Genomic DNA, 19,281 nt, shown 5'->3' on the forward strand with positions numbered 1-19,281 from the left:
ATCAAACACTACATTGAGATCAAAAAATCACATTAAGGTCAGGTCTTTTTTTTGACTTTTAAGATAAATAAGCGGGTTTACCTAAATGCCTCATTCATTTTGATAAGGCTTATAAAACTCTACAACTCAGCTATATGATTCAATGTCTCAGGATGACGCTGCACAAGCTTTAATAAAGTAATTGCTTGCCCATTAGGCGCGCTACGTCCTTGCTCCCAGTTTTCGAGCGTTCTTGCTGAGGTATGTAGAATGTTTGCAAATACATCGCACGCCATAGTAAATTTTTCTCGAATATTCACTATTTCATCGGGTGAGATAGCAAGATCGTTGATATCATTTACTGTATGAGTACGCAATGTAAGCTTATCTTGTGAATGCGCTTTAGCATCAACAAGCGCTGTAGTTAATTCTGAAAACAAATCACGTTTGCTCATTGCGCCACACCTCTAAGAATTATTTCAATTGCTTTTTCTGACCTGCTGTTAAATCGGTTACTTCGTTTTTACTATAGATAGCTATATAGGTAATTAGCGTACAAATGCAATGTACGCTAATTTATTGCTTTATTGAATTTTTTTACTTACATCATCATCCACACAACAAATGCCACAGAAAAACCGACTAAGTACAGTAGCCCTACCCAGCTTAAACTTTTAAGTAGTACGCCGTGTTTAATGCTGGGCTCGGAGCGCACAAGGCTAAAGTTTAGCCAAGCAAATATAGGGGTGGTTACAAATGACAGTGTCATGGCAAAGGTAAGCATAGGACCTAAGGCTGATTCAAAAAATAAAATAACCGCCATACCAGCAAGTGCTTGCAGTATTAGCCATGTATTTAAGCTGTGTTTTGATTGCTTAAAACCAAGTAATTTATGCGATTCGTTTAAAGTACGCGCATAACCATCTAGTACCGTTAATGTGGTGCCAAACATACATAAAAAAGCAATGGCTGATACTAGCGGCCTTGCCCACTCACCAATGGTAAGTGCGTACATATCAATAAGCTGTTTGGCAAAAGCGACCCCACCGAGTTCTATATTACTGCTTTGCCCGTATTGCACTAATACACCTAAGCTAAAAAACACCAGCGCTAAGCCTGCGGTTAACCAGTAACCCACGTTAAAGTCGAATAAGCCTTCGCGTTTAGATATTGTTTGTTGTGTTTGTTTTTCTTTTAACCACAGTGAGCTAAGTGCGGATATTTCAATGGGGGCGGGCATCCAGCCCATTAGTGCCACCATAAAGCTAAGCATGGCTAACTCATACGGCGAAGGGCCTACATAGTCAGCAGGTGCCATTGGGCCATTACTAAAGGCAATAGCGAGTGCTATTAATGTTGCTAATGTAAGTAGCCCCATAATGCCTTTTGCCACGTTATCTAGCGCTTTAAAGTGCCCTAGCAAAAGTATGGTTAAGCACACGCCAAGTAAAATCCAACACAGCAGTGTTATTTCTATTGTGATAGGTAGTGCGTAATGCAACAAGCTTGCGGTGAGTAATAATACGCCTGCGGTATTAACGATAGCGGCAACAACATTAAGAACAATGAAGCTGTAAAAATAAAATGGCCCTTTGCTTTTATAACCCTCTACTAGGCTATTTTTGGTAGCGAGTGTGTACTCCATGCCAAAGCGAAAAAATGGGTACTTTAAAACGTTTACTACTAAAATAAGCCAAAATAATTGCCAGCCAAATATGGCTCCCGCTTGGGTTGATGCCACTAAATGTGAACCACCAATTGCAGCGGTTGCCATTAGAATTCCCGGCCCCAATGCATTTAAGCGAGTTTGCCAATTTGATACTACAGAGCGCATGTGTGTACTTACTGTTTATTTATAATAATGAATAAATTACAGAGTTTTAACGCAAAATGAAAGCTGAAAAGTATTAATAAATGAGGGGGTAAAACGAAGCTAATAAATAATGGTTTTAGGCCCTAAAAGTTAGGGCCTAAACTCTAAAAACGTTAACGAAGATCCATCTCTTGGATGATTTCGTGTGCAATTTCTGGGGTTGTTATTTCTGGTTTTTCATGCAAATTAGCTTTAATTTGCCCTTTGCGATGTTTTAGTGACGTATCTAGTTTTTTTGCGGCACTACTAATTGCTGGATACAGCACTTCGTTTTCGCCCTTAACCGATATACGTGCACCTTCGTAAATAGTGCTAATTTCCGCTTGAAGCTTGTTGTGAACTTTAGAAAGAATAATGTCGAGCGCGATCAAAGATGGAAAGTGATTCGCTATTTTTGAAAACTTTTCGTTTACGTGTTCTCTAATTGAATCAGTAACGTCAACATGGTGACCTGTAAGATTAATTTTCATTTTATATCCTTTTATGTGTTACTTCATAGTTAGTATTGGGGGCAATATGAATTAACACAAGGAGAAATGTAACTATTTAAGCAAATATTTGTTAGTAAAGCTGATTTAGATCACTCACTGAGCATTAAACATGCAAAAGCCCGCATTATACGGGCTCTTTAAGCGGTTAAATAACATACTAACCGCGTTGTATTTGTGCTATTAATCTGTGTATGAACAGCAATAATCAGCAAAATCGCTTACTTTTACCTTAAAGCTTACGTTTGCATCAACATTAAATGATTCGCCCGCATTAAATGTTTTCCACTCGCTTTCACCTGGCAATAAAATATCCCACTGCCCTGCTAATAATTCCATACATTCTTTTTGGTTAGTGTCGAACACAAACTCACCTGGTTGCATAAAGCCTAATGTTTTTGCTTCACCACTGCCTAATAAAACGGTTCGGCTTGACACTTTGCCATCAAAATACACATTGGCTTTTTTAATTACACTAACATTTTCGAACTTTGACATATTTAGCTCCTGCTAATAATTTAAGATTTTTATTTATAAATTTTATCGCACTACCTTGCCTGATAGCTTACTTTCTTGCAAGGAAAGCAGTATTGCTTTAAGTGAAGTTGTTTCATATTCGGGCATAAAAAAACCCGCAACATATGCGGGTTTTTCAATTGCTTACTTTATTTAATCAAAGGCGATTAAAAAAGTTCGTTTGCTTTGTTTACTATGTTCTCAACAGTAAAGCCAAAGTGCTCAAACAGCTCACCTGCAGGCGCTGACTCACCAAAGGTAGTCATACCTACTACTGCGCCATTTAGGCCAACGTACTTGTACCAGTAATCAGCAATACCTGCTTCTACTGCTACGCGGCGTGAAACAGATGCTGGCAATACACTTTCTTTGTATGCTGCGCTTTGCGTTTCAAAAGCATCAGTACACGGCATAGATACAACACGTACCTTTTTACCTTGCTTGCGTAGTTCGCTTGCAGAATCTTGTGCTAGTTGCACTTCAGAACCCGTTGCAATGAAAATAAGCTCTGGATTGCCGTCGCAGCTAAGGATGTAACCACCCTTTTTAACGTCGCTCAGTTGCTGTGCGTTACGTGCTTGTTGCTCTAAACCTTGGCGAGTAAAGATTAGTGATGTAGGACCGTCTTTACGCTCAATAGCTTGTTGCCATGCAATTGCCGACTCCACTTGGTCACATGGGCGCCAGTTGTATAAGTTAGGCGTTAAACGCATGCTAGCAATTTGCTCTACTGGTTGGTGAGTTGGACCATCTTCACCTAAACCAATTGAATCGTGCGTGTATACAAAAATGCTTGGTTGCTTCATTAATGCAGCCATACGTACGGCATTTTTTGCATATTCAACAAACATTAAGAACGTAGCACCGTAAGGAATAAAGCCTTTATGCAGCGCAATACCATTCATAATTGCCGACATACCAAACTCACGTACACCGTAGTAAATGTAGTTACCGCTTGCATCGTCGCGTGTTAAGCCTTTAGAGCCATCCCAAATTGTTAAGTTTGAGCCAGCTAAATCGGCTGAGCCACCCATAAATTCTGGTAATAACGGGCCAAATGCATTTAATGCATTTTGCGACGCTTTACGCGATGCAGGGTTTGCAGGGTTTGCTTGCAGCTCTTCAATGTACGCTTGAGATTTTTCAGCCCAATCGCCAGGCAGTTCGTTGTTAATACGACGCTTGTATTCTGACGCTAGCTCTGGGTATGCTTTTGCGTATGCTGCAAATTTTTCATCCCAGCTTGATTCAAGCTGTTGACCTTTTTCTTTGCTATCCCATTGTGCATAAATGTCTGCAGGGATTTCGAATGCATCGCCAGTCCAACCTAAAAATTCGCGAGACGCTTTAATTTCGTCCTCACCAAGTGGTGCACCATGGCAGTCGTGGCTACCCGACTTATTAGGTGAGCCGTAACCAATAATTGTTTTACAACAAATTAGTGATGGCTTATCGGTAACACTTTTAGCTTCTGCGATTGCAGCACTTATAGCATCGCTGTCGTGGCCATCAACACCGCTAATTACATGCCAACCGTATGCTTTAAAGCGAGCTGGCGTATCATCGGTAAACCAACCTTCTACTTCGCCATCGATTGAAATGCCGTTGTCATCCCAAAATGCAACAAGTTTACCCAGACCTAATGTGCCTGCAAGTGAACCAGCTTCATGAGAAATACCTTCCATTAAGCAGCCGTCGCCCATAAATGCATAGGTAAAGTGATCAACAATATCGTGACCTTCACGGTTAAACTGTGCAGCTAGCGCTTTTTCGGCAATTGCCATACCTACTGCGTTAGTGATCCCTTGACCTAACGGGCCGGTAGTAGTTTCGATTCCTGGTGCATAACCGTACTCTGGGTGACCAGGTGTTTTTGAATGCATTTGACGGAAGTTTTTAATTTCGTCTAACGGTAAATCATAACCCGTTAAATGTAATAAAGAATAAATAAGCATTGAACCGTGGCCGTTCGATAATATAAAGCGATCTCGGTCAGCCCACTCTGGGTTTGTTGGGTTATGTTTTAGATAATCGCGCCATAATACTTCTGCGATATCTGCCATGCCCATAGGGGCTCCAGGATGACCAGATTTGGCCTTTTGTACTGCGTCCATTGACAAGACACGAATAGCATTTGCAAGTTCTTTGCGAGATGGCATGAATTCTCCTACCTTAATATATTTTTGCGCGGGTATTTATGTATTCGATTATGCCGCCGTATAACTTGGCGACTAGTGTATAGTCCATTCTTACTTATTGTAGGGGCGGTGTGCAATTAAAAACCCATAATAATAGGTCATTATGAATATTTTTTGAGACCGAAAAGTTATTAAATATTTTATTTAGACGTCTAGGCGTAAAAACACTATGCAAGATGTTTTGTTTTCGATAAAATACGCCCCTTAATTTTTAAGCGCTAATACCGACGTTTGTGAAGCGCAATATTTGTGAGCAGAAATACAATGGCAAAACATTTATTTACTTCTGAATCTGTTTCTGAAGGTCATCCGGATAAAATCGCCGATCAAATCTCTGATGCGGTACTTGATGCTATCCTTGAGCAAGATTCTCATGCCCGAGTTGCGTGTGAAACTTACGTAAAAACCGGTATGGTTATGGTTGGTGGTGAAATCACTACTAGCGCATGGGTTGATATCGAAGAAATTACACGTAAAACAATTCGCGACATTGGCTACACTAATTCAGATATGGGTTTTGATGCAGATTCATGTGCAATTTTAAACACTATTGGTAAACAGTCTCCTGACATTAACCAAGGTGTTGACCGTACTAGCCCAGAAGAACAAGGCGCTGGCGATCAAGGCTTAATGTTTGGTTACGCATGTAACGAAACTGAAGTACTAATGCCTGCTCCTATTACCTACTCACACCGTTTAGTGCAGCGCCAAGCACAGGTTCGTAAAAGCGGCGAGCTTAACTGGTTACGCCCAGATGCAAAATCACAAGTTACGTTTGCATACGAAAACGGCAAGCCAGTAGGTATTGATGCTGTTGTACTTTCTACGCAGCACAGCGAAGATATTTCACAAAAAGATTTAATCGAAGCGGTGATGGAAACTATCATCAAGCCGGTACTTCCTGCTGAGCTAATTACTAGCGCGACTAAGTTTTTTATTAACCCAACAGGTCGCTTTGTAATTGGCGGACCAATGGGCGATTGTGGCTTAACCGGTCGTAAAATCATTGTAGATACCTACGGCGGCATGGCTCGTCACGGTGGCGGTGCTTTCTCTGGTAAAGATCCATCAAAAGTTGACCGTAGTGCTGCCTATGCTGCACGTTATGTTGCTAAAAACATTGTTGCTGCTGGCCTTGCTGATAAGTGTGAGCTACAAGTATCGTACGCTATTGGTATTGCAGAGCCTACGTCTATAAGCGTAGAAACCTTTGGTACCAGCAAACTAGAAGAAAGCCGTTTAATTGAGCTTATTCGTGAGCACTTTGACTTGCGCCCTTACGGTTTAATTAAAATGCTTGATTTAGAGCGCCCTATCTACCTTCCAACGGCGGCTTACGGCCACTTTGGTCGTGAAGAGTTCCCTTGGGAGCGTACTGATAAAGCAGAAGCACTTCGCGCTGCTGCTGGTCTTTAAGCCAACATACTATTAAAAATATAAACGGCCCTTTTAAGGGTCGTTTTTATATCTAAAGCTTATTATTCAAGCCGTGAAACATAAATCACTCTCGAATTGTTTTGCACTTTCGGTATATACTCGTTTTACTATAAAAGCTTAGGGAATTAAAAATGGCCGACAACTTTCGTGTTACCTTTGTAGGACTCGCTGAGGGCGTTGACAGCAAAGCTGTTACTGCCATGCTTGCTACTAAATTAAAAACATCAAATGAAAAAGTGTCGCTTTTTTTTAATGGTAAACCGCTATTTGTGCCAAGCAATAAAGACAAAGCCCTAAAGCAAGCCAAACTACTTGCCAGCTTAGGTATTAAAAGTAAGCTGCAGGCTGTTACCAACCCTAATCAAAATACTCAACTGGCAAGTGCAACGAGTAGCCAGCGCGATGACAGAATTTTTGATGCGCTTGATTACATTACCAGTAGCTTAATTCGCCTTGAAGAAAAACTAGACGAGCTTGAACAGCGCCTACCCGAGGTTGAAGCCACACCAATTACCGATGAACACATAGAGTGGCAAGACGATGATCTTATGCTTGATGATGAGTTGCTCACACCACTGCAAAAACGCAGTAATGTGTTGTTATATTCACTCATAGCAACTGTGGTTACTTTGCTTATTTTATTAGCAATATATTTAACCGTCCCTAACTTATTCTCTTTTTAATTACGGGGTGAAATCCTAAAGTGAGCAATAAACGTGCAACAATAAGAGCGTCTGTCCGCGAACTGCGTAATAATTTATCAAGTAACCAACAATTAATTGCCGCCCAATCGCTAAAAGTGAATTTTATTCAATACTTAAATGGCAAAAAAAACACTAAAAAAGAACATATTGCCATTTATTTTAGTAACGACGGCGAATTAGATACCTCATTGTTAATTAATGAATTATGGGATAAAGGGCACACCCTTTACCTGCCTGTAATTCACCCCTTTAACGGGGCTAATTTACTATTTCAGCGTTATGAAAAAAACTCACCCATGAAGGCAAACCGCTATGGTATCTTGGAACCTAAGCTCAATTGTACTCAAATATGCCCGTTACCAGAGCTTGATTACCTACTTATGCCATTAGTGGCATTTGATAACCAAGGTAATCGCTTAGGAATGGGGGGTGGGTTTTACGATCGGACATTGGCGCGGCTACACCAGCAACACTGGCAAAAGCCGCAACTTATTGGTTTAGCACATGAATGCCAAAAAGTAACAGCTTTACCCATAGAATCATGGGATGTGCCACTTAAAACAATTATCACCCCAGATAAAACATACTGTTGGTAAAGCGTTACTTTGTATACCAGCAGAAATTTTTGACATAAATGAGCATAAAACAATGACACAAGACGAATTAAAAAAAGCAGCTGCTTGGGCAGCGTTAGAGTTTGTAAAAGAGAACACTATTGTAGGCGTAGGTACAGGCTCAACGGTTAATCACTTTATTGATGCACTAGGCTCAATAAAAGACACCATTAAAGGTGCGGTTTCTAGTTCAGAAGCCTCAACAGCTCGTTTAAAAGCGCTAGGCATTGAAGTATTTGAACTTAATGACGTTGATGTTTTAGATGTATACGTTGACGGCGCTGATGAAATTAACGCCCATAACGAAATGATTAAAGGCGGCGGTGCAGCCCTTACTCGTGAAAAAATAGTAGCAGCGGTAGCTAAACAATTTGTGTGCATTGTAGATGACACCAAATTAGTAGCAACCTTGGGTGGTTTTCCACTGCCGGTTGAAGTTATACCCATGGCACGCAGTTACGTAGCACGCGAATTATTAAAACTTGGCGGTGATCCTGTGTATCGCCAAGGTGTAGTTACCGATAACGGTAACGTTATTTTAGATGTACATAATTTAAAAATTACCCAAGCTAAACAACTTGAAACACAAATTAATCAAATTGTTGGCGTAGTTACCAACGGCCTATTCGCAGAGCGTGGCGCTGATAAAGTGATTATCGGCACTAAAAATGGGCCACAAATTAAATAGGATGAGGTTATGAGTAAGGTATCGTTGGCAAAAGACAAAATTAAAATTCTTTTGCTTGAAGGTGTTCACCAAAGCGCTGTTGAAACGCTAAAACGTAACGGTTATAGCAACATCGACTATGTTAAAACATCCTTACCTGAGGACGAGCTAAAAGAACGTATTAAAGACGTACACTTTGTGGGGCTTCGTTCTCGTACTCATATTAACCAAGCTGTGTTAGAAGCAGCTGAAAAGCTCGTTGCGGTTGGCTGTTTTTGTATTGGCACCAACCAGGTTGACTTAAATGCGGCGCGCGAACGTGGTATTGCTGTATTTAACGCACCATTTTCTAACACCCGCTCGGTTGCAGAGCTTGTACTTGGTGAAATACTGTTGCTATTACGCGGTATTCCACAGCGTAATGCTGCTGCACATCGTGGCGGCTGGTTAAAAACCGCAAACGGCTCGTTTGAAGCTCGTGGTAAAACATTGGGTATTATTGGCTATGGCCACATTGGTACCCAGTTAGGTATTATGGCCGAAAATATTGGTATGCATGTTGAGTTTTACGATATTGAAGATAAGTTATCACTTGGCAACGCTAAGCAAGTACATAATTTAACTCAGCTATTACAACGCTCTGATATTATTACGTTGCATGTACCTGAAACCCCACAAACTAAGAACCTTATTGGTACTGCCGAACTTGCGGTTATGAAACAGGGCGCTATTTTAATTAATGCGTCTCGCGGCACTGTAGTTGATATTGATGCATTGGCAGAAGCGCTTACCGACAAAAAACTCAGCGGCGCAGCAATCGATGTATTCCCGGTTGAGCCTAAATCTAACGATGAAGAGTTTGTATCGCCACTGCGTAATTTCGACAATGTTATTTTAACGCCGCACATTGGTGGTTCAACTCAAGAAGCACAAGAAAACATTGGTATTGAAGTAGCTGGAAAACTAGCTAAATACTCAGATAACGGCTCAACTATTACTGCTGTTAACTTCCCTGAGGTTTCACTACCAGAGCTTGCTAATCGTAGTCGCTTACTGCATGTACATCACAACCGTCCTGGCGTATTAACACAAATAAACCAAGCGTTTGCGCAGCACGGTATTAACATTGCCGCGCAGTACCTACAAACGGATGAGTCAATTGGTTATGTAGTTATTGATGTAGATACCGACCACTCAGAAGTTGCCCTTAAAGAGCTAAGCGCTGTTGAAGGCACGATAAGAGCACGTATTCTGCACTAACTAATTTAAGTTTTAGAAAATTTTAAGCCGCGTTTGCTTTATAACAAACGCGGCTTTTTTATTGTCCTACTTAGCGGTAAAACTAATTAAAAGAGTAATAAATTTAATTTTGATTAACGGCCTGCTCTATTCTTTTATCTGGCACTAACCATAACAGCGCCACTGCCACATATATTACTTGTGCTAACCATGGTGCTACAAATGCTACGCCTACTGCCGATAAGTAAAGCGCCATAGACACTTTGCCTTTCCAGTCTGCACCGATTGCTTTGCGCAATACAGAGCTGCAGCCATCTGTCGCCATTATGCTGCGTTGTAAAATATTATACGCAATCGCCGCCATAAACAGCACGGCACCATAAGTCGCGGTAGGTAGTGTCTCAAAGTGATTACCTCCCATCCAACTGGTCGAAAACGGGAATAATGATAACCAAAAAAGTAAATTTAAATTTGACCACAATACCCCACCCGAAACACTGCCAGCAGCGTGTAATAAATGATGATGGTTATTCCAGTAAATCCCTACGTATACAAAACTTAAAACATAGCTAAAAAAGTTAGGGAGCATAGGCACAAGTGCTTCAATTCCCGCGCCTTCAGGTATTTTTAGCTCCAATACCATAATGGTAATAATAATTGCCAACACACCATCACTAAAAGCTTCTAATCGACCTTTTCCCATCTGTAACCCCATTCAACTTTAAGTAATTAGTTTGAGCCTTAATGGCTATTTAATATGATAAATAACAGTTTTTATAGTAATGAATACTAACGATAAAATGAGTACTGGTAAACTAATTGTTAATTTTGAGAGTTAACACCTAGTCTAAACGCAAAATTTACGCATAAAAAAGCGCGAGTTAAACCCACGCTTTAATTATGTGTATCGTGCTATCATTTTTAACTGATATCGCGATTGCTATAGCTACTTTTAGTCGCCTTTAACTTCTAGATTAATGTACTCTACAAGCTTTTCAGGCTGGCCTATTAGCATCATTATTTGTTGGTTAACTTCCATCATAGTTTTGCCTTCAGGTAGTTTTGCCGACACGCTAAATGAATTTAAGCCTTTAACAAAGCCGCTAATCGCTCCTGCAATTTCTTCGGTTACTGGCGCTTGCTGTAGCTGCTGCTCAACCATCATTTGCATTTGCTCAACACTCATACCTTGCTTAATAAGCTCGCTTTCTAGCAATGCTTTAAGCTCGCCTTGGTTATTAAGTTCAAAGTTAACACTGCGCGGCTCTAACTTACTCATAGCTTGCATTATTAGCGTTTGCTGCTGTAATTCTTGCTCATAAGTTAAAGGTTCGCTGCCCGCTGCTTGCTGCGCTTTACTGATCGCAAGCGATGCATCCATAAGTGCTTGTGTGTTTGCCAGACCCATATTCATATTAAAGCTAACAATGTCTTTTGCATCTAACTTAACTACCACATCGCTGTCGCCCGATTTTTCATCGTAATCAAGTGATGAATGTAAATCGTAACTGGCCGACGCTAACATAGTATTTGTATCGGCTGGTAATTTAGCCACAAAGTCTTTATTAAATTGAAAGCTTTTTACATCAAATGTAGTGTGTGGTGAAATTTTATCGGTTTCGTAGCCTGTCACTTCAATGCTTTGAATACTGGCAACATTATCGCCTTCAGAACTAATGACTTCCATATTGCTAATTTCTACACTATTGGAAATAACACTAGCCGATAAGTCTGCATACTTAAATGTAGCGCCGGTTTGCTCGCTCACTAGTGCTAGTTGCTTATCTATTTCTGCACGTACTTCTTTAGTGGCTACGTGATTTGCATAACTTACGCCACCAACACCGGCAGCTACAATTGCTGCAGCTATAACTAACTTTTTCATGTTATTTCCTTATTTAAGTCTTTATATAAATTGTTTCAGCTCAAGAGTAACATTGCAGAACATCACCGATAAGCGTTTTTGCTAATTAATTAAACTAAGTAACTCATGTACTGTTTTTATCGGGGTGATCTTAGCGCCCAGCCCTTCCATTGATTTATGGTAATTACGAAATGGAATAAATATTTCCGTAAAGCCATGCTGCGCAGCTTCTTTAACGCGCGGTACGCCACTGTCTATTGGGCGTACGTCGCCATTTAAGCTCAGCTCTCCCATAATACAAGTGGTACGTGGCACAACAAAATCATTTAAGCTGCTAAGTAGCGCAGCAACCAACGCTAAATCTATACAGGTTTCTGATTCATCAATTTTTAAGCCACCCACTATATTAAAAAACGTATCGTGAAATATTTTAGTTTTTGTGTGCTTACGCAGTATGCCGGTGAGCATTTTTATTCGGTTCATGTTTAAACCAACGCAAACACGCTGCGGAAATTCCGCCTCAATCTCAGTGGTTAAACATTGAATTTCGAGTAATAAATTACGATTACCTTTACGAATACACGTAATTGCAGAGCCAGGTGAATCTGTAGTTGAGCCTGATAAAAATATTTCGCTGGGGTTATCAACGCTGAGCATACCGCGTTCGCACATTCTAAAAATACCGACTGTATCTATATCACCAAAGCGGTTTTTATTTGCTCGTAAGGTACGAATTTGCCCATCGTTAGTATCTATATGCAATAGTGCGTCAACTATATGCACCAGCGTTTGCGGACCAGCTATTTCGTTGTTTTTATTTACATGGGCAATAATGAACATAGTGACATCATTTTGCTTACAGTATTGCGTAAGTGCTTGCGCGGCACTTTTTACTTGCGAAGGCGAGCCTGGGCTACCGTTAGCTGTGTCGGTAACCACTGCTTGAATGGAGTCTATTACTGCAAACTTAATTTTATTTTTATCGAGTTCTTCAATGATGGTTTCAACACTGGTTTCGGAAAGTAAATAAAGCGCATCAGGGTTATAATTTAACTTTAAACGATTCACTCTGTTTTTAAACTGCGATAAAGATTCTTCTGCGGTACAGTAAAGTGAGGGCATGCGTTGTGACATTCGTGCCACTAAATCAGATAACAAGGTTGTTTTACCAGCCCCTGGATCGCCAGAGATTATATTAACTGACCCCGTTGTTACACCGCCACTTAAAACACGATCGAGCTCGCCAATTTCAGTTAACTGTTTTTCAGTTTCTGCGGTAGCAATATCATTAATTTTTTTAGAACCGCCACCAATCCCCCCAGCATAACCACCTACACTTACGCGTGCCGATGCTTTTTTACTTTGCCCTGCTGACGGTTTAAATTCTGCTAATGTGTTCCATGCACCACAGCGGCATTGACCTTGCCAACGTTGGTAGTTCATGCCACATTCGGTACAAACAAACTCTACTTTTGCCGCTTTAGCCATTTATAACTTTACCTACTATTCTTTAATTTTAAAAATACTTAATGTTAAGTGCTTATTTTACCATTTTAAACTTTCGCCTAACAATGAGTCATACCAACAAGATAATTTAGCACTACTATTATTATCTATTAATGCTGTTTTCTTTTTTACTATACTTTAGGGCATACTTATTGCTTGAATAATAGTTTAAAGTAACTTGCCAATAAATTGGTATTTAACACATAATAACAAGCGCTAAACTGTAGTTACTCGAATAATCGTACCTATATTAACAACAATAACACGATACGACATTTATTGAGTTTTCTAATAAATGGATTTAATAGTATACCTACTTTTTTAATTAGACGGTGATGGTTTTATAAATGGCTGAAGACATACTGCTCAAGCACGAAGATCTTATATCTGAATTAAAACATTATTTAGGCAACCCTAAATTTGATTTAATTTTTAAGTCTAAAATAGCTGGGCTTACAAAGCCTGAACAGTTTTTAATGAAAATGGAAATGACACGCTTATCTCAGCCGATAGCGCGCTTTATTGACTTACGTGGTTTAGTGACTGGGCAGGTAAAGCCTTATGATCACAATGGCAAACAACATTTCATGGATGAAACAGCGATTGAAGTATTTGAAGCTGCGCTAAAACAACACGGTGGTTATACCCTTGCCGTTTATGAGGCAGTGATGAACACCGAAAATAATCATCGGGTGTTACAACGCAAAACCACAGAAAAAATTGCAGAGCAAGCCATTGATGACTCCCTTAATACAAATGTTATAAAGTTTGCCTCTTATGAAAGCCGCTCTGAAGAGCGAATGAACTATTCAATTAAAGTAACGGTTGAATACAAAGACAAAAAAAGTATTGCTGCTAGCACTTCCGATATATCCCTCAGTGGTTGTAAAATAAAGCTAGCCACTCGTTATGTACTAAAAAAAGGACATTTAATCGCCTTGCGTTTGGTAGGTTTAGAGCAAGACTTTGAGCTAGGTTTAAAAAATGGCATTCAGTATGAGGTTGTCGCCGTAGAAAATATTTCTAAAGAGTTTAATCATATTCGTTTAAAACGCACCTTTATTGAAAATAATGAAGCGTTTGATAATTTTTTAGAAAGCTTTATCCACGGTAATAAACGTCGCTATAAAGTAAACCTTGATAATACGCTCGATGCTGTGGTTTCTAAGGGTTACGAGCAATACTATATTCCACGCGTCACCTCTTTATATGTGTTTTTAAGTAAAAAAGACAATGTACTTTATCCTAGCTTAAGTCTAACCACCGAAAACAACATTTTTATTCAACGTTACTTTACCGATGAACGCCAAAACCCTTGTTTATACAGTGTGCTTAATGAGCAACGCATTAATGCATTACTTTTAAAACAGGCTCCAGTTAAAGAAGATTATTTATATACTTTTACTCATATTTCAGCGGGCAAAATTTATTATTATTCTGCAACACGTAATGAGCTTGAACAAAACCCTCAGCTAAAAAACTTATTTTTAGGTTTTGGCAGTCAAAAAGACACTTGGCAGTGCTTTAAAATACAAATTATGCCAAGCCATCCAGATGACTCATTTATTCCTTTATCGTTACCAAACACTGTAAGTAAAAATATTGAAAAGCTCAATAAGCCGCCTTCTCCTCGGGTAGAAGGGTTAGTGAAAAATGTAAAATATATGGTGGTACTAACTGCTATTGGTAATAAAACTGAACAGCAACACTATCAGCAATTAAATTACGATAAAGCTTTGATTAATCAATTGAAGAGTTTTGGCCATAGCAAAAGTAAGTCTGCGCCTTATTTAGATATTGTACCTTTAGAGTATGTAAATCTTCGCTCTGATAAGCGCTACTTATATAAAACGAATGTGTCGATTAGCGTAAACGATGAGGTAGTACATGGCCTTACTCGCGACTTTTCGGTTATGGGCTTGCAGCTTGAATGCAAACAACCAGTAAGCTTAAAAAAAGGCGACATTGTTTTACTCTCGTTTCCTGACTTACAAAAAATAACCAAAACATATCAGCTTAGTGAGCTAAAGTACGAAGTGATGGCTGTAAATAAGTCGTTCACTATTATTAATTTAAAAGCCAGCCGAGTTGCCGACTTACCCCATGCTGGAGTGCTGTTTTTTACGCAGTTAATTAACAGTAATAAAGATAAACTAAAAGTGTCAGAAGAAGCGCCTAAAGTGCCAGGGCTCTCTACAGCACTTAGAAATATGGTAACTAAAAGCGTTTGCCAGTTCCCACTTTATTTACATAAAGAAGGAGCGCACTTTAAAGCAGGTGCAATTGGCTTTGGCTTATACCCTAGCCCACTACATGTGCTTTTACAAAACTTTGGTTTGTTGGGTAATAAAACCGATTTATCGAGCATTATTACTGATGAGCAAATCGTTAATGTGATCACCCCACAGATAAAAGATCTTAGCCGCCAAGATCCGCCAAGCGCCTTTACACTTGTGATTAATTTTGATCCCCGTAAGGGCAGTATTTCAGAGTCTATTACCAGTTATTGCATAGCAGGTGAGGATTATAATGATTTTCAGGAACAAATAAGCAAAGGCTTAAAGTCGAATCTTATTTTTGTTATGCGCTTGTATATATCACGTACTGGACGCCCAGATACCGATTATTTATCTAACGAACTAAAATATGTGAGTCAATATGCGCTGCATAAAGCAAGGGAATTAGAAGAGGCATTGTGGTCTGTAGCGGGTGTCGGTGATATTGTCGATATCACCGAAGAAGCCTTAAGCCATTTAAAACTTGAACAGCAACAAGTTGACCAAATGGGTCGCCGCAAACTGCTTTGGCTAAACCGCCTGCGTTAAACAGTAGCCTCACTATTTAATGGTATAGCTAGCATATACAGTAATTGTAATAACGAGCCTTGGCAAATAGCTGCTTGGGCTTGCTCAACCACTTTTGCTTTACCATGTACTGCTACACCTAGCCCTGCTGTTGCCATCATTTTTAAATCGTTAGCCCCATCGCCAATCGCCACTGTTTGCGACTTTATTAACCCCAGCTGTTGCTGTAATGACTCTAAAATAATGGCTTTTTGCTGTGCATCTACAATTGTGCCTAATACTTTACCTGTGAGCTTATTATCTTTAAATTCAAGCACGTTAGCGTGTACTTCATCTAAATTGATTAACGCTTGTACTTGCTCTGCAAAGGGTACGAAACCACCCGACGCAATGGCTAAGTGCCACTGATGCTGTTTAAGTATTTGGCAAAGCATTTTAATACCCGGCATTAAAGGTAAATTATTTTTTAACTCATCTATTAAGCTTTTTTCAATTCCGGTAAGTTTAGCGACGCGCTGATTTAGGCTTTCACTAAAATCAAGCTTACCAGCCATTGCCAGTGCTGTTACCGAAGCAACCTCATCGTATACGTTAGCTAAGCGTGCAATTTCATCTATGCACTCAATAGTAATAGCGGTTGAATCCATATCCATTACCAATAAACCTGGCTCATACAAGTTGGGTGGGCAAGCTATTTGCACTAGCTGAAAATCAAGTGTGCTGGAAAATTGTTGTAATACTAGCGGGTTAATCGGCAGCTCTGCTTGCTTAATATAAAAACACAGTGCCGCTGGTAAACTTAAGTCCGGCTGATACTGGCAAAGCCCTGTAACGGTTTGATTATGCTTCGCAAAAAAATCTATTATGGCTTTAATATGGGTAATACTAAAATTGCCAGCAAAGGCAATACTAAATAAACCTTGGTGTTTATTAGGTAGGTTTTTTAACGGTAAAAACACCTCATCCTGATAGCTAAACCATTTATTTAATACTAACTGCGTTAATGGTTGCTCAGCACCAGGCTGTGCCATGTTCGTTTGCGACATGGATTCTCCGTGAATTTTTTTGTTATCCTGATAGCTACTTACAAAATGTTAAATATATTACTTGCGCTAAATTCGCCATCAGGTGGGGTTTAAGGTTATAGTATACCCAAACAACTTGGGTATAGCATTTGTAACATCAAATCAAAATGCTGTCAGTAGTATATACGGTGACTATGAAAAATAACCATCTTAAAAACCCTATCACTGCCTCACAAAAAAAACGCTTAGTGCGTTTATTGCTTGCTACTGCCTGCTTAATATTACTGAGCTGGGTGGGCATTAATAGTAGTTTTCAAAGCCACCAATTACTTTATGACAGTGCCGATAGTACGGCAAAATCGCTCACCAAATTTATGGCATTAAATGCTAAAACCCCGTTAATTGAAAAAAACAAACCGCAACTTAATGCATTATGTAACAACATAAGCAAAGATGAATTTGTACTTTCAGCCACAATTTACGACCAGCAAGGCATGCTTATAGCCAGTAGCGATAATTGGCAATCGCTGCATGTTAGCGGCCAGCTATCTGAATCAACTCCTGGTGTTAGTAAACTTAAAACACCGTTTATAGAGCCCGTGGTAAGTGACGACGACAGACCTGTTGGTTTTGTATCTATTACTTATTTAACCCGTGCGGCAGTTACATCTAGCCACAATCATTTTCATGACTTAGGTCGCCAAGTATTATTAATGTTGGTAATTGCATGTATTTTTACTTGGCAATTTGGCCGTGGCTTAAAAATATGGCAGGTTAATCGCTATATACAAAAAACATCACAGCATGAGTCGTAAAGCTCTGTAGCTAGTTGCTCTTTGTGTTGTTTGGGCTTTAATTCACACAATACATCAAATACCCGCACTATTTGCAGCGGCGTATTGATCTCCCCTTGATAACCACATAGCGGCATTGATGGCGAGTCGGTTTCAAGCACTAGGTGCGATGTATTTATATTGGCAATTACATCGCGCGTTTTAACCGCTCGCGGGTAGCTAATAACACCGCCTACACCGAGCTTAAAACCTTGCTTAATATAATATTGAGCTTGTTGAAGTGATCCCGAAAACGCATGAATAACCCCTCCATACTTAGGCTTACAACGCTTAAACGACTGCGCTATTAAATCATGGCTTTGCCTATGATGCACAATTAACGGTAACCCTAGCTGATTAGCCAATGCTATTTGTTGTTCAAATAGAAAGGTTTGTTTGGAGAGGTTTTCAATACTTCGATCTAGACCGCATTCGCCAATTGCCACCAGCTGGTTTTTATTGGCCGTAGCAAATGTAAATAGCAGCTCTATATGGGACTCTTGATGCTGATTTAAAAAGTAAGGATGCAGTCCTGCAGCTATTTTTACGCCTGCAAAGTTAATTTTAAATTCAAGTAATGCACGCGATTGGGCCAAACTAATACCGGGCACCACAAACTGCTCAACTCCCTTTGCTACACACTCGCTAATGAGTGACTCGCGGTTTGAGTCAAACTCTGTAAAGTCGAGGTGGCAATGAGAGTCAATAAATTGCATTGTTACTTACTCATCGATTTATTAAGGGTTTAAGCGTGTAATTTGCCAGCTGTTGTCTGCTTGGCGCTGATACATAAAGCGGTCGTGCAGGCGGTGTGCCCCACCTTGCCAAAACTCAATTTTTTGCGGTACAACACAATAGCCACCCCAAAAGTCAGGTAAAGGAATTTCACCTTTAGCAAACTTGTTTTTCATATTGGCAAAGGTTTCCATCAACACTTTACGCGATGAAACTGGGCGACTTTGTGCTGATGCCCACGCTGCTAGCTGGCTTTCTTTAGGGCGAGATAAAAAGTACTTAGCCACCGCAGAAGTAGGTAAAGGTTTAGCCTCGCCATACACAATTACTTGGCGTTCCATAGGGTGCCAAGGAAAGTGCAGCGATATTTTATTATTACCTTTAAGCTCCTGCGCTTTGCGCGAACCTGTATTAGTAAAAAACACAAAACCATCATTATCTAAATGCTTAAGCAATACAATGCGCTGCGAAGGCTGCCCGGTATCATCAACTGTCGCCACTACCATAGCGGTTGGATCAGGTAAATTACTTGCTACAGCGTGCTCAAGCCAGGTTTCAAACTGTTTAAACGGATCATCAAGCAAGTTATCTTCGCTTAACGCGTTTTGCAGGTATTCACGACGGATATCTTCGAGTTTCATAATAAATCCTTTAAATAAAGCGTTAGAAAAGAGCTTAGAGTAACGAGCTTAAATAGTGATGCTAGTAACAACAAACATCAAGCTTTAGGTATATTCGATACCGGTAAACACAAAATTTTTAGTGTATGCGATAGCAATAAACATCGAGCTTTAGGTAT

Annotated in this window: 18 protein-coding genes; 7 read left to right on the forward strand and 11 right to left on the reverse strand. The window is 39.8% G+C overall.

Going from position 1 to position 19,281, the window contains the following annotated elements:
* Positions 1-119: 119 nt before the first annotated feature.
* From I6F41_RS05480 to tkt, 5 genes are all read right to left on the reverse strand, one after another.
* Positions 120-434 carry a helix-turn-helix domain-containing protein gene (locus I6F41_RS05480; RefSeq protein ID WP_182683793.1) on the reverse strand — a complete coding sequence of 105 codons (315 nt, stop codon included), beginning with the start codon at positions 432-434 and terminating at the stop codon, positions 120-122.
* 146 nt (positions 435-580) lie between these two features.
* Positions 581-1,753: an NRAMP family divalent metal transporter gene (locus tag I6F41_RS05485; RefSeq protein WP_011327371.1), complete on the reverse strand. Its 1,173-nt coding sequence runs from the start codon at positions 1,751-1,753 to the stop codon at positions 581-583.
* Between the two features lie 212 nt (positions 1,754-1,965).
* Complete coding sequence (hpf, locus tag I6F41_RS05490) at positions 1,966-2,322, reverse strand: ribosome hibernation-promoting factor, HPF/YfiA family (protein ID WP_011327370.1); 357 nt, start codon at positions 2,320-2,322, stop codon at positions 1,966-1,968.
* A gap of 201 nt (positions 2,323-2,523) precedes the next feature.
* Complete coding sequence (gene ppnP / locus I6F41_RS05495; RefSeq protein WP_011327369.1) at positions 2,524-2,838, reverse strand: pyrimidine/purine nucleoside phosphorylase; 315 nt, start codon at positions 2,836-2,838, stop codon at positions 2,524-2,526.
* A gap of 185 nt (positions 2,839-3,023) precedes the next feature.
* Positions 3,024-5,015 (reverse strand): transketolase, encoded by a 1,992-nt coding sequence (gene tkt, locus I6F41_RS05500; protein ID WP_089367825.1) that lies wholly within the window; start codon positions 5,013-5,015, stop codon positions 3,024-3,026.
* Between the two features lie 303 nt (positions 5,016-5,318).
* Here tkt and metK point away from each other — a divergent pair, with 303 nt between their 5' ends.
* The 5 genes from metK to serA all read left to right on the forward strand — a co-directional run bounded on the left by metK (position 5,319) and on the right by serA (position 9,736).
* Positions 5,319-6,470 (forward strand): methionine adenosyltransferase, encoded by a 1,152-nt coding sequence (metK, locus tag I6F41_RS05505; protein WP_011327367.1) that lies wholly within the window; start codon positions 5,319-5,321, stop codon positions 6,468-6,470.
* Positions 6,471-6,622: 152 nt separating this feature from the next.
* The gene (locus I6F41_RS05510; protein ID WP_197107908.1) at positions 6,623-7,174 is read left to right on the forward strand and encodes a hypothetical protein; all 552 of its coding nucleotides are present in this window, start codon (positions 6,623-6,625) and stop codon (positions 7,172-7,174) included.
* A 20-nt stretch (positions 7,175-7,194) separates the two neighbouring features.
* Positions 7,195-7,791 carry a 5-formyltetrahydrofolate cyclo-ligase gene (locus I6F41_RS05515; protein ID WP_197107909.1) on the forward strand — a complete coding sequence of 199 codons (597 nt, stop codon included), beginning with the start codon at positions 7,195-7,197 and terminating at the stop codon, positions 7,789-7,791.
* 52 nt (positions 7,792-7,843) lie between these two features.
* Entirely contained in the window at positions 7,844-8,497 is a 654-nt protein-coding gene (gene rpiA, locus I6F41_RS05520) for a ribose-5-phosphate isomerase RpiA (protein ID WP_089368934.1), read from the forward strand.
* A gap of 9 nt (positions 8,498-8,506) precedes the next feature.
* Entirely contained in the window at positions 8,507-9,736 is a 1,230-nt protein-coding gene (serA, locus tag I6F41_RS05525; RefSeq protein WP_011327363.1) for a phosphoglycerate dehydrogenase, read from the forward strand.
* 103 nt (positions 9,737-9,839) lie between these two features.
* Here the strand turns inward: serA and I6F41_RS05530 are convergent, their stop codons facing one another.
* The 3 genes from I6F41_RS05530 to radA form a co-directional block, all read right to left on the reverse strand.
* Positions 9,840-10,418, reverse strand: a complete 579-nt coding sequence (locus I6F41_RS05530) for a TMEM175 family protein (RefSeq protein WP_197107910.1) — start codon at positions 10,416-10,418, stop codon at positions 9,840-9,842.
* 249 nt (positions 10,419-10,667) lie between these two features.
* Entirely contained in the window at positions 10,668-11,600 is a 933-nt protein-coding gene (locus I6F41_RS05535) for a hypothetical protein (protein WP_011327361.1), read from the reverse strand.
* An 81-nt stretch (positions 11,601-11,681) separates the two neighbouring features.
* Positions 11,682-13,067 (reverse strand): DNA repair protein RadA, encoded by a 1,386-nt coding sequence (gene radA, locus I6F41_RS05540; protein ID WP_011327360.1) that lies wholly within the window; start codon positions 13,065-13,067, stop codon positions 11,682-11,684.
* A gap of 365 nt (positions 13,068-13,432) precedes the next feature.
* Here radA and I6F41_RS05545 point away from each other — a divergent pair, with 365 nt between their 5' ends.
* Positions 13,433-15,910, forward strand: a complete 2,478-nt coding sequence (locus I6F41_RS05545) for a PilZ domain-containing protein (RefSeq protein WP_197107911.1) — start codon at positions 13,433-13,435, stop codon at positions 15,908-15,910.
* Here the strand turns inward: I6F41_RS05545 and serB are convergent.
* Entirely contained in the window at positions 15,907-16,935 is a 1,029-nt protein-coding gene (gene serB / locus I6F41_RS05550; RefSeq protein ID WP_182683798.1) for a phosphoserine phosphatase SerB, read from the reverse strand. The genes I6F41_RS05545 and serB overlap by 4 nt on opposite strands.
* Positions 16,936-17,108: 173 nt before the next feature.
* On the opposite strand from serB, the gene I6F41_RS05555 reads away from it, so the two are divergent.
* Entirely contained in the window at positions 17,109-17,729 is a 621-nt protein-coding gene (locus I6F41_RS05555; protein WP_011327357.1) for an AhpA/YtjB family protein, read from the forward strand.
* On the opposite strand, the gene I6F41_RS05560 is transcribed toward I6F41_RS05555, so the two are convergent.
* Together I6F41_RS05560 and pdxH are read right to left on the reverse strand one after the other, a co-directional pair.
* Positions 17,696-18,463 carry a TatD family hydrolase gene (locus I6F41_RS05560; protein WP_011327356.1) on the reverse strand — a complete coding sequence of 256 codons (768 nt, stop codon included), beginning with the start codon at positions 18,461-18,463 and terminating at the stop codon, positions 17,696-17,698. The two genes, I6F41_RS05555 and I6F41_RS05560, sit on opposite strands and share 34 nt — an antisense overlap.
* 21 nt (positions 18,464-18,484) lie before the next feature.
* A complete protein-coding gene (gene pdxH / locus I6F41_RS05565; RefSeq protein ID WP_011327355.1) occupies positions 18,485-19,123 on the reverse strand; it encodes a pyridoxamine 5'-phosphate oxidase in 639 nt (212 codons plus the stop codon).
* Positions 19,124-19,281 lie beyond the last annotated feature (158 nt).

The sequence above is a fragment of the Pseudoalteromonas sp. SCQQ13 genome (assembly GCF_015864415.1).
GTDB classification, from domain to species: Bacteria; Pseudomonadota; Gammaproteobacteria; order Enterobacterales; family Alteromonadaceae; genus Pseudoalteromonas; species Pseudoalteromonas nigrifaciens.

Coding starts and splice junctions, on each gene's coding strand:
- I6F41_RS05530 (WP_197107910.1), bottom strand. CDS start 10,418: ATGGGAAAAGGTCGATTAGAAGCTTTTAGTGATGGTGTGTTGGCAATT.
- I6F41_RS05485 (WP_011327371.1), bottom strand. CDS start 1,753: ATGGCAACCGCTGCAATTGGTGGTTCACATTTAGTGGCATCAACCCAA.
- pdxH (WP_011327355.1), bottom strand. CDS start 19,123: ATGAAACTCGAAGATATCCGTCGTGAATACCTGCAAAACGCGTTAAGC.
- rpiA (WP_089368934.1), top strand. CDS start 7,844: ATGACACAAGACGAATTAAAAAAAGCAGCTGCTTGGGCAGCGTTAGAG.
- I6F41_RS05535 (WP_011327361.1), bottom strand. CDS start 11,600: ATGAAAAAGTTAGTTATAGCTGCAGCAATTGTAGCTGCCGGTGTTGGT.
- I6F41_RS05480 (WP_182683793.1), bottom strand. CDS start 434: ATGAGCAAACGTGATTTGTTTTCAGAATTAACTACAGCGCTTGTTGAT.
- I6F41_RS05560 (WP_011327356.1), bottom strand. CDS start 18,463: ATGCAATTTATTGACTCTCATTGCCACCTCGACTTTACAGAGTTTGAC.
- tkt (WP_089367825.1), bottom strand. CDS start 5,015: ATGCCATCTCGCAAAGAACTTGCAAATGCTATTCGTGTCTTGTCAATG.
- serB (WP_182683798.1), bottom strand. CDS start 16,935: ATGTCGCAAACGAACATGGCACAGCCTGGTGCTGAGCAACCATTAACG.
- serA (WP_011327363.1), top strand. CDS start 8,507: ATGAGTAAGGTATCGTTGGCAAAAGACAAAATTAAAATTCTTTTGCTT.
- metK (WP_011327367.1), top strand. CDS start 5,319: ATGGCAAAACATTTATTTACTTCTGAATCTGTTTCTGAAGGTCATCCG.
- I6F41_RS05545 (WP_197107911.1), top strand. CDS start 13,433: ATGGCTGAAGACATACTGCTCAAGCACGAAGATCTTATATCTGAATTA.
- ppnP (WP_011327369.1), bottom strand. CDS start 2,838: ATGTCAAAGTTCGAAAATGTTAGTGTAATTAAAAAAGCCAATGTGTAT.
- radA (WP_011327360.1), bottom strand. CDS start 13,067: ATGGCTAAAGCGGCAAAAGTAGAGTTTGTTTGTACCGAATGTGGCATG.
- I6F41_RS05510 (WP_197107908.1), top strand. CDS start 6,623: ATGGCCGACAACTTTCGTGTTACCTTTGTAGGACTCGCTGAGGGCGTT.
- hpf (WP_011327370.1), bottom strand. CDS start 2,322: ATGAAAATTAATCTTACAGGTCACCATGTTGACGTTACTGATTCAATT.
- I6F41_RS05555 (WP_011327357.1), top strand. CDS start 17,109: ATGAAAAATAACCATCTTAAAAACCCTATCACTGCCTCACAAAAAAAA.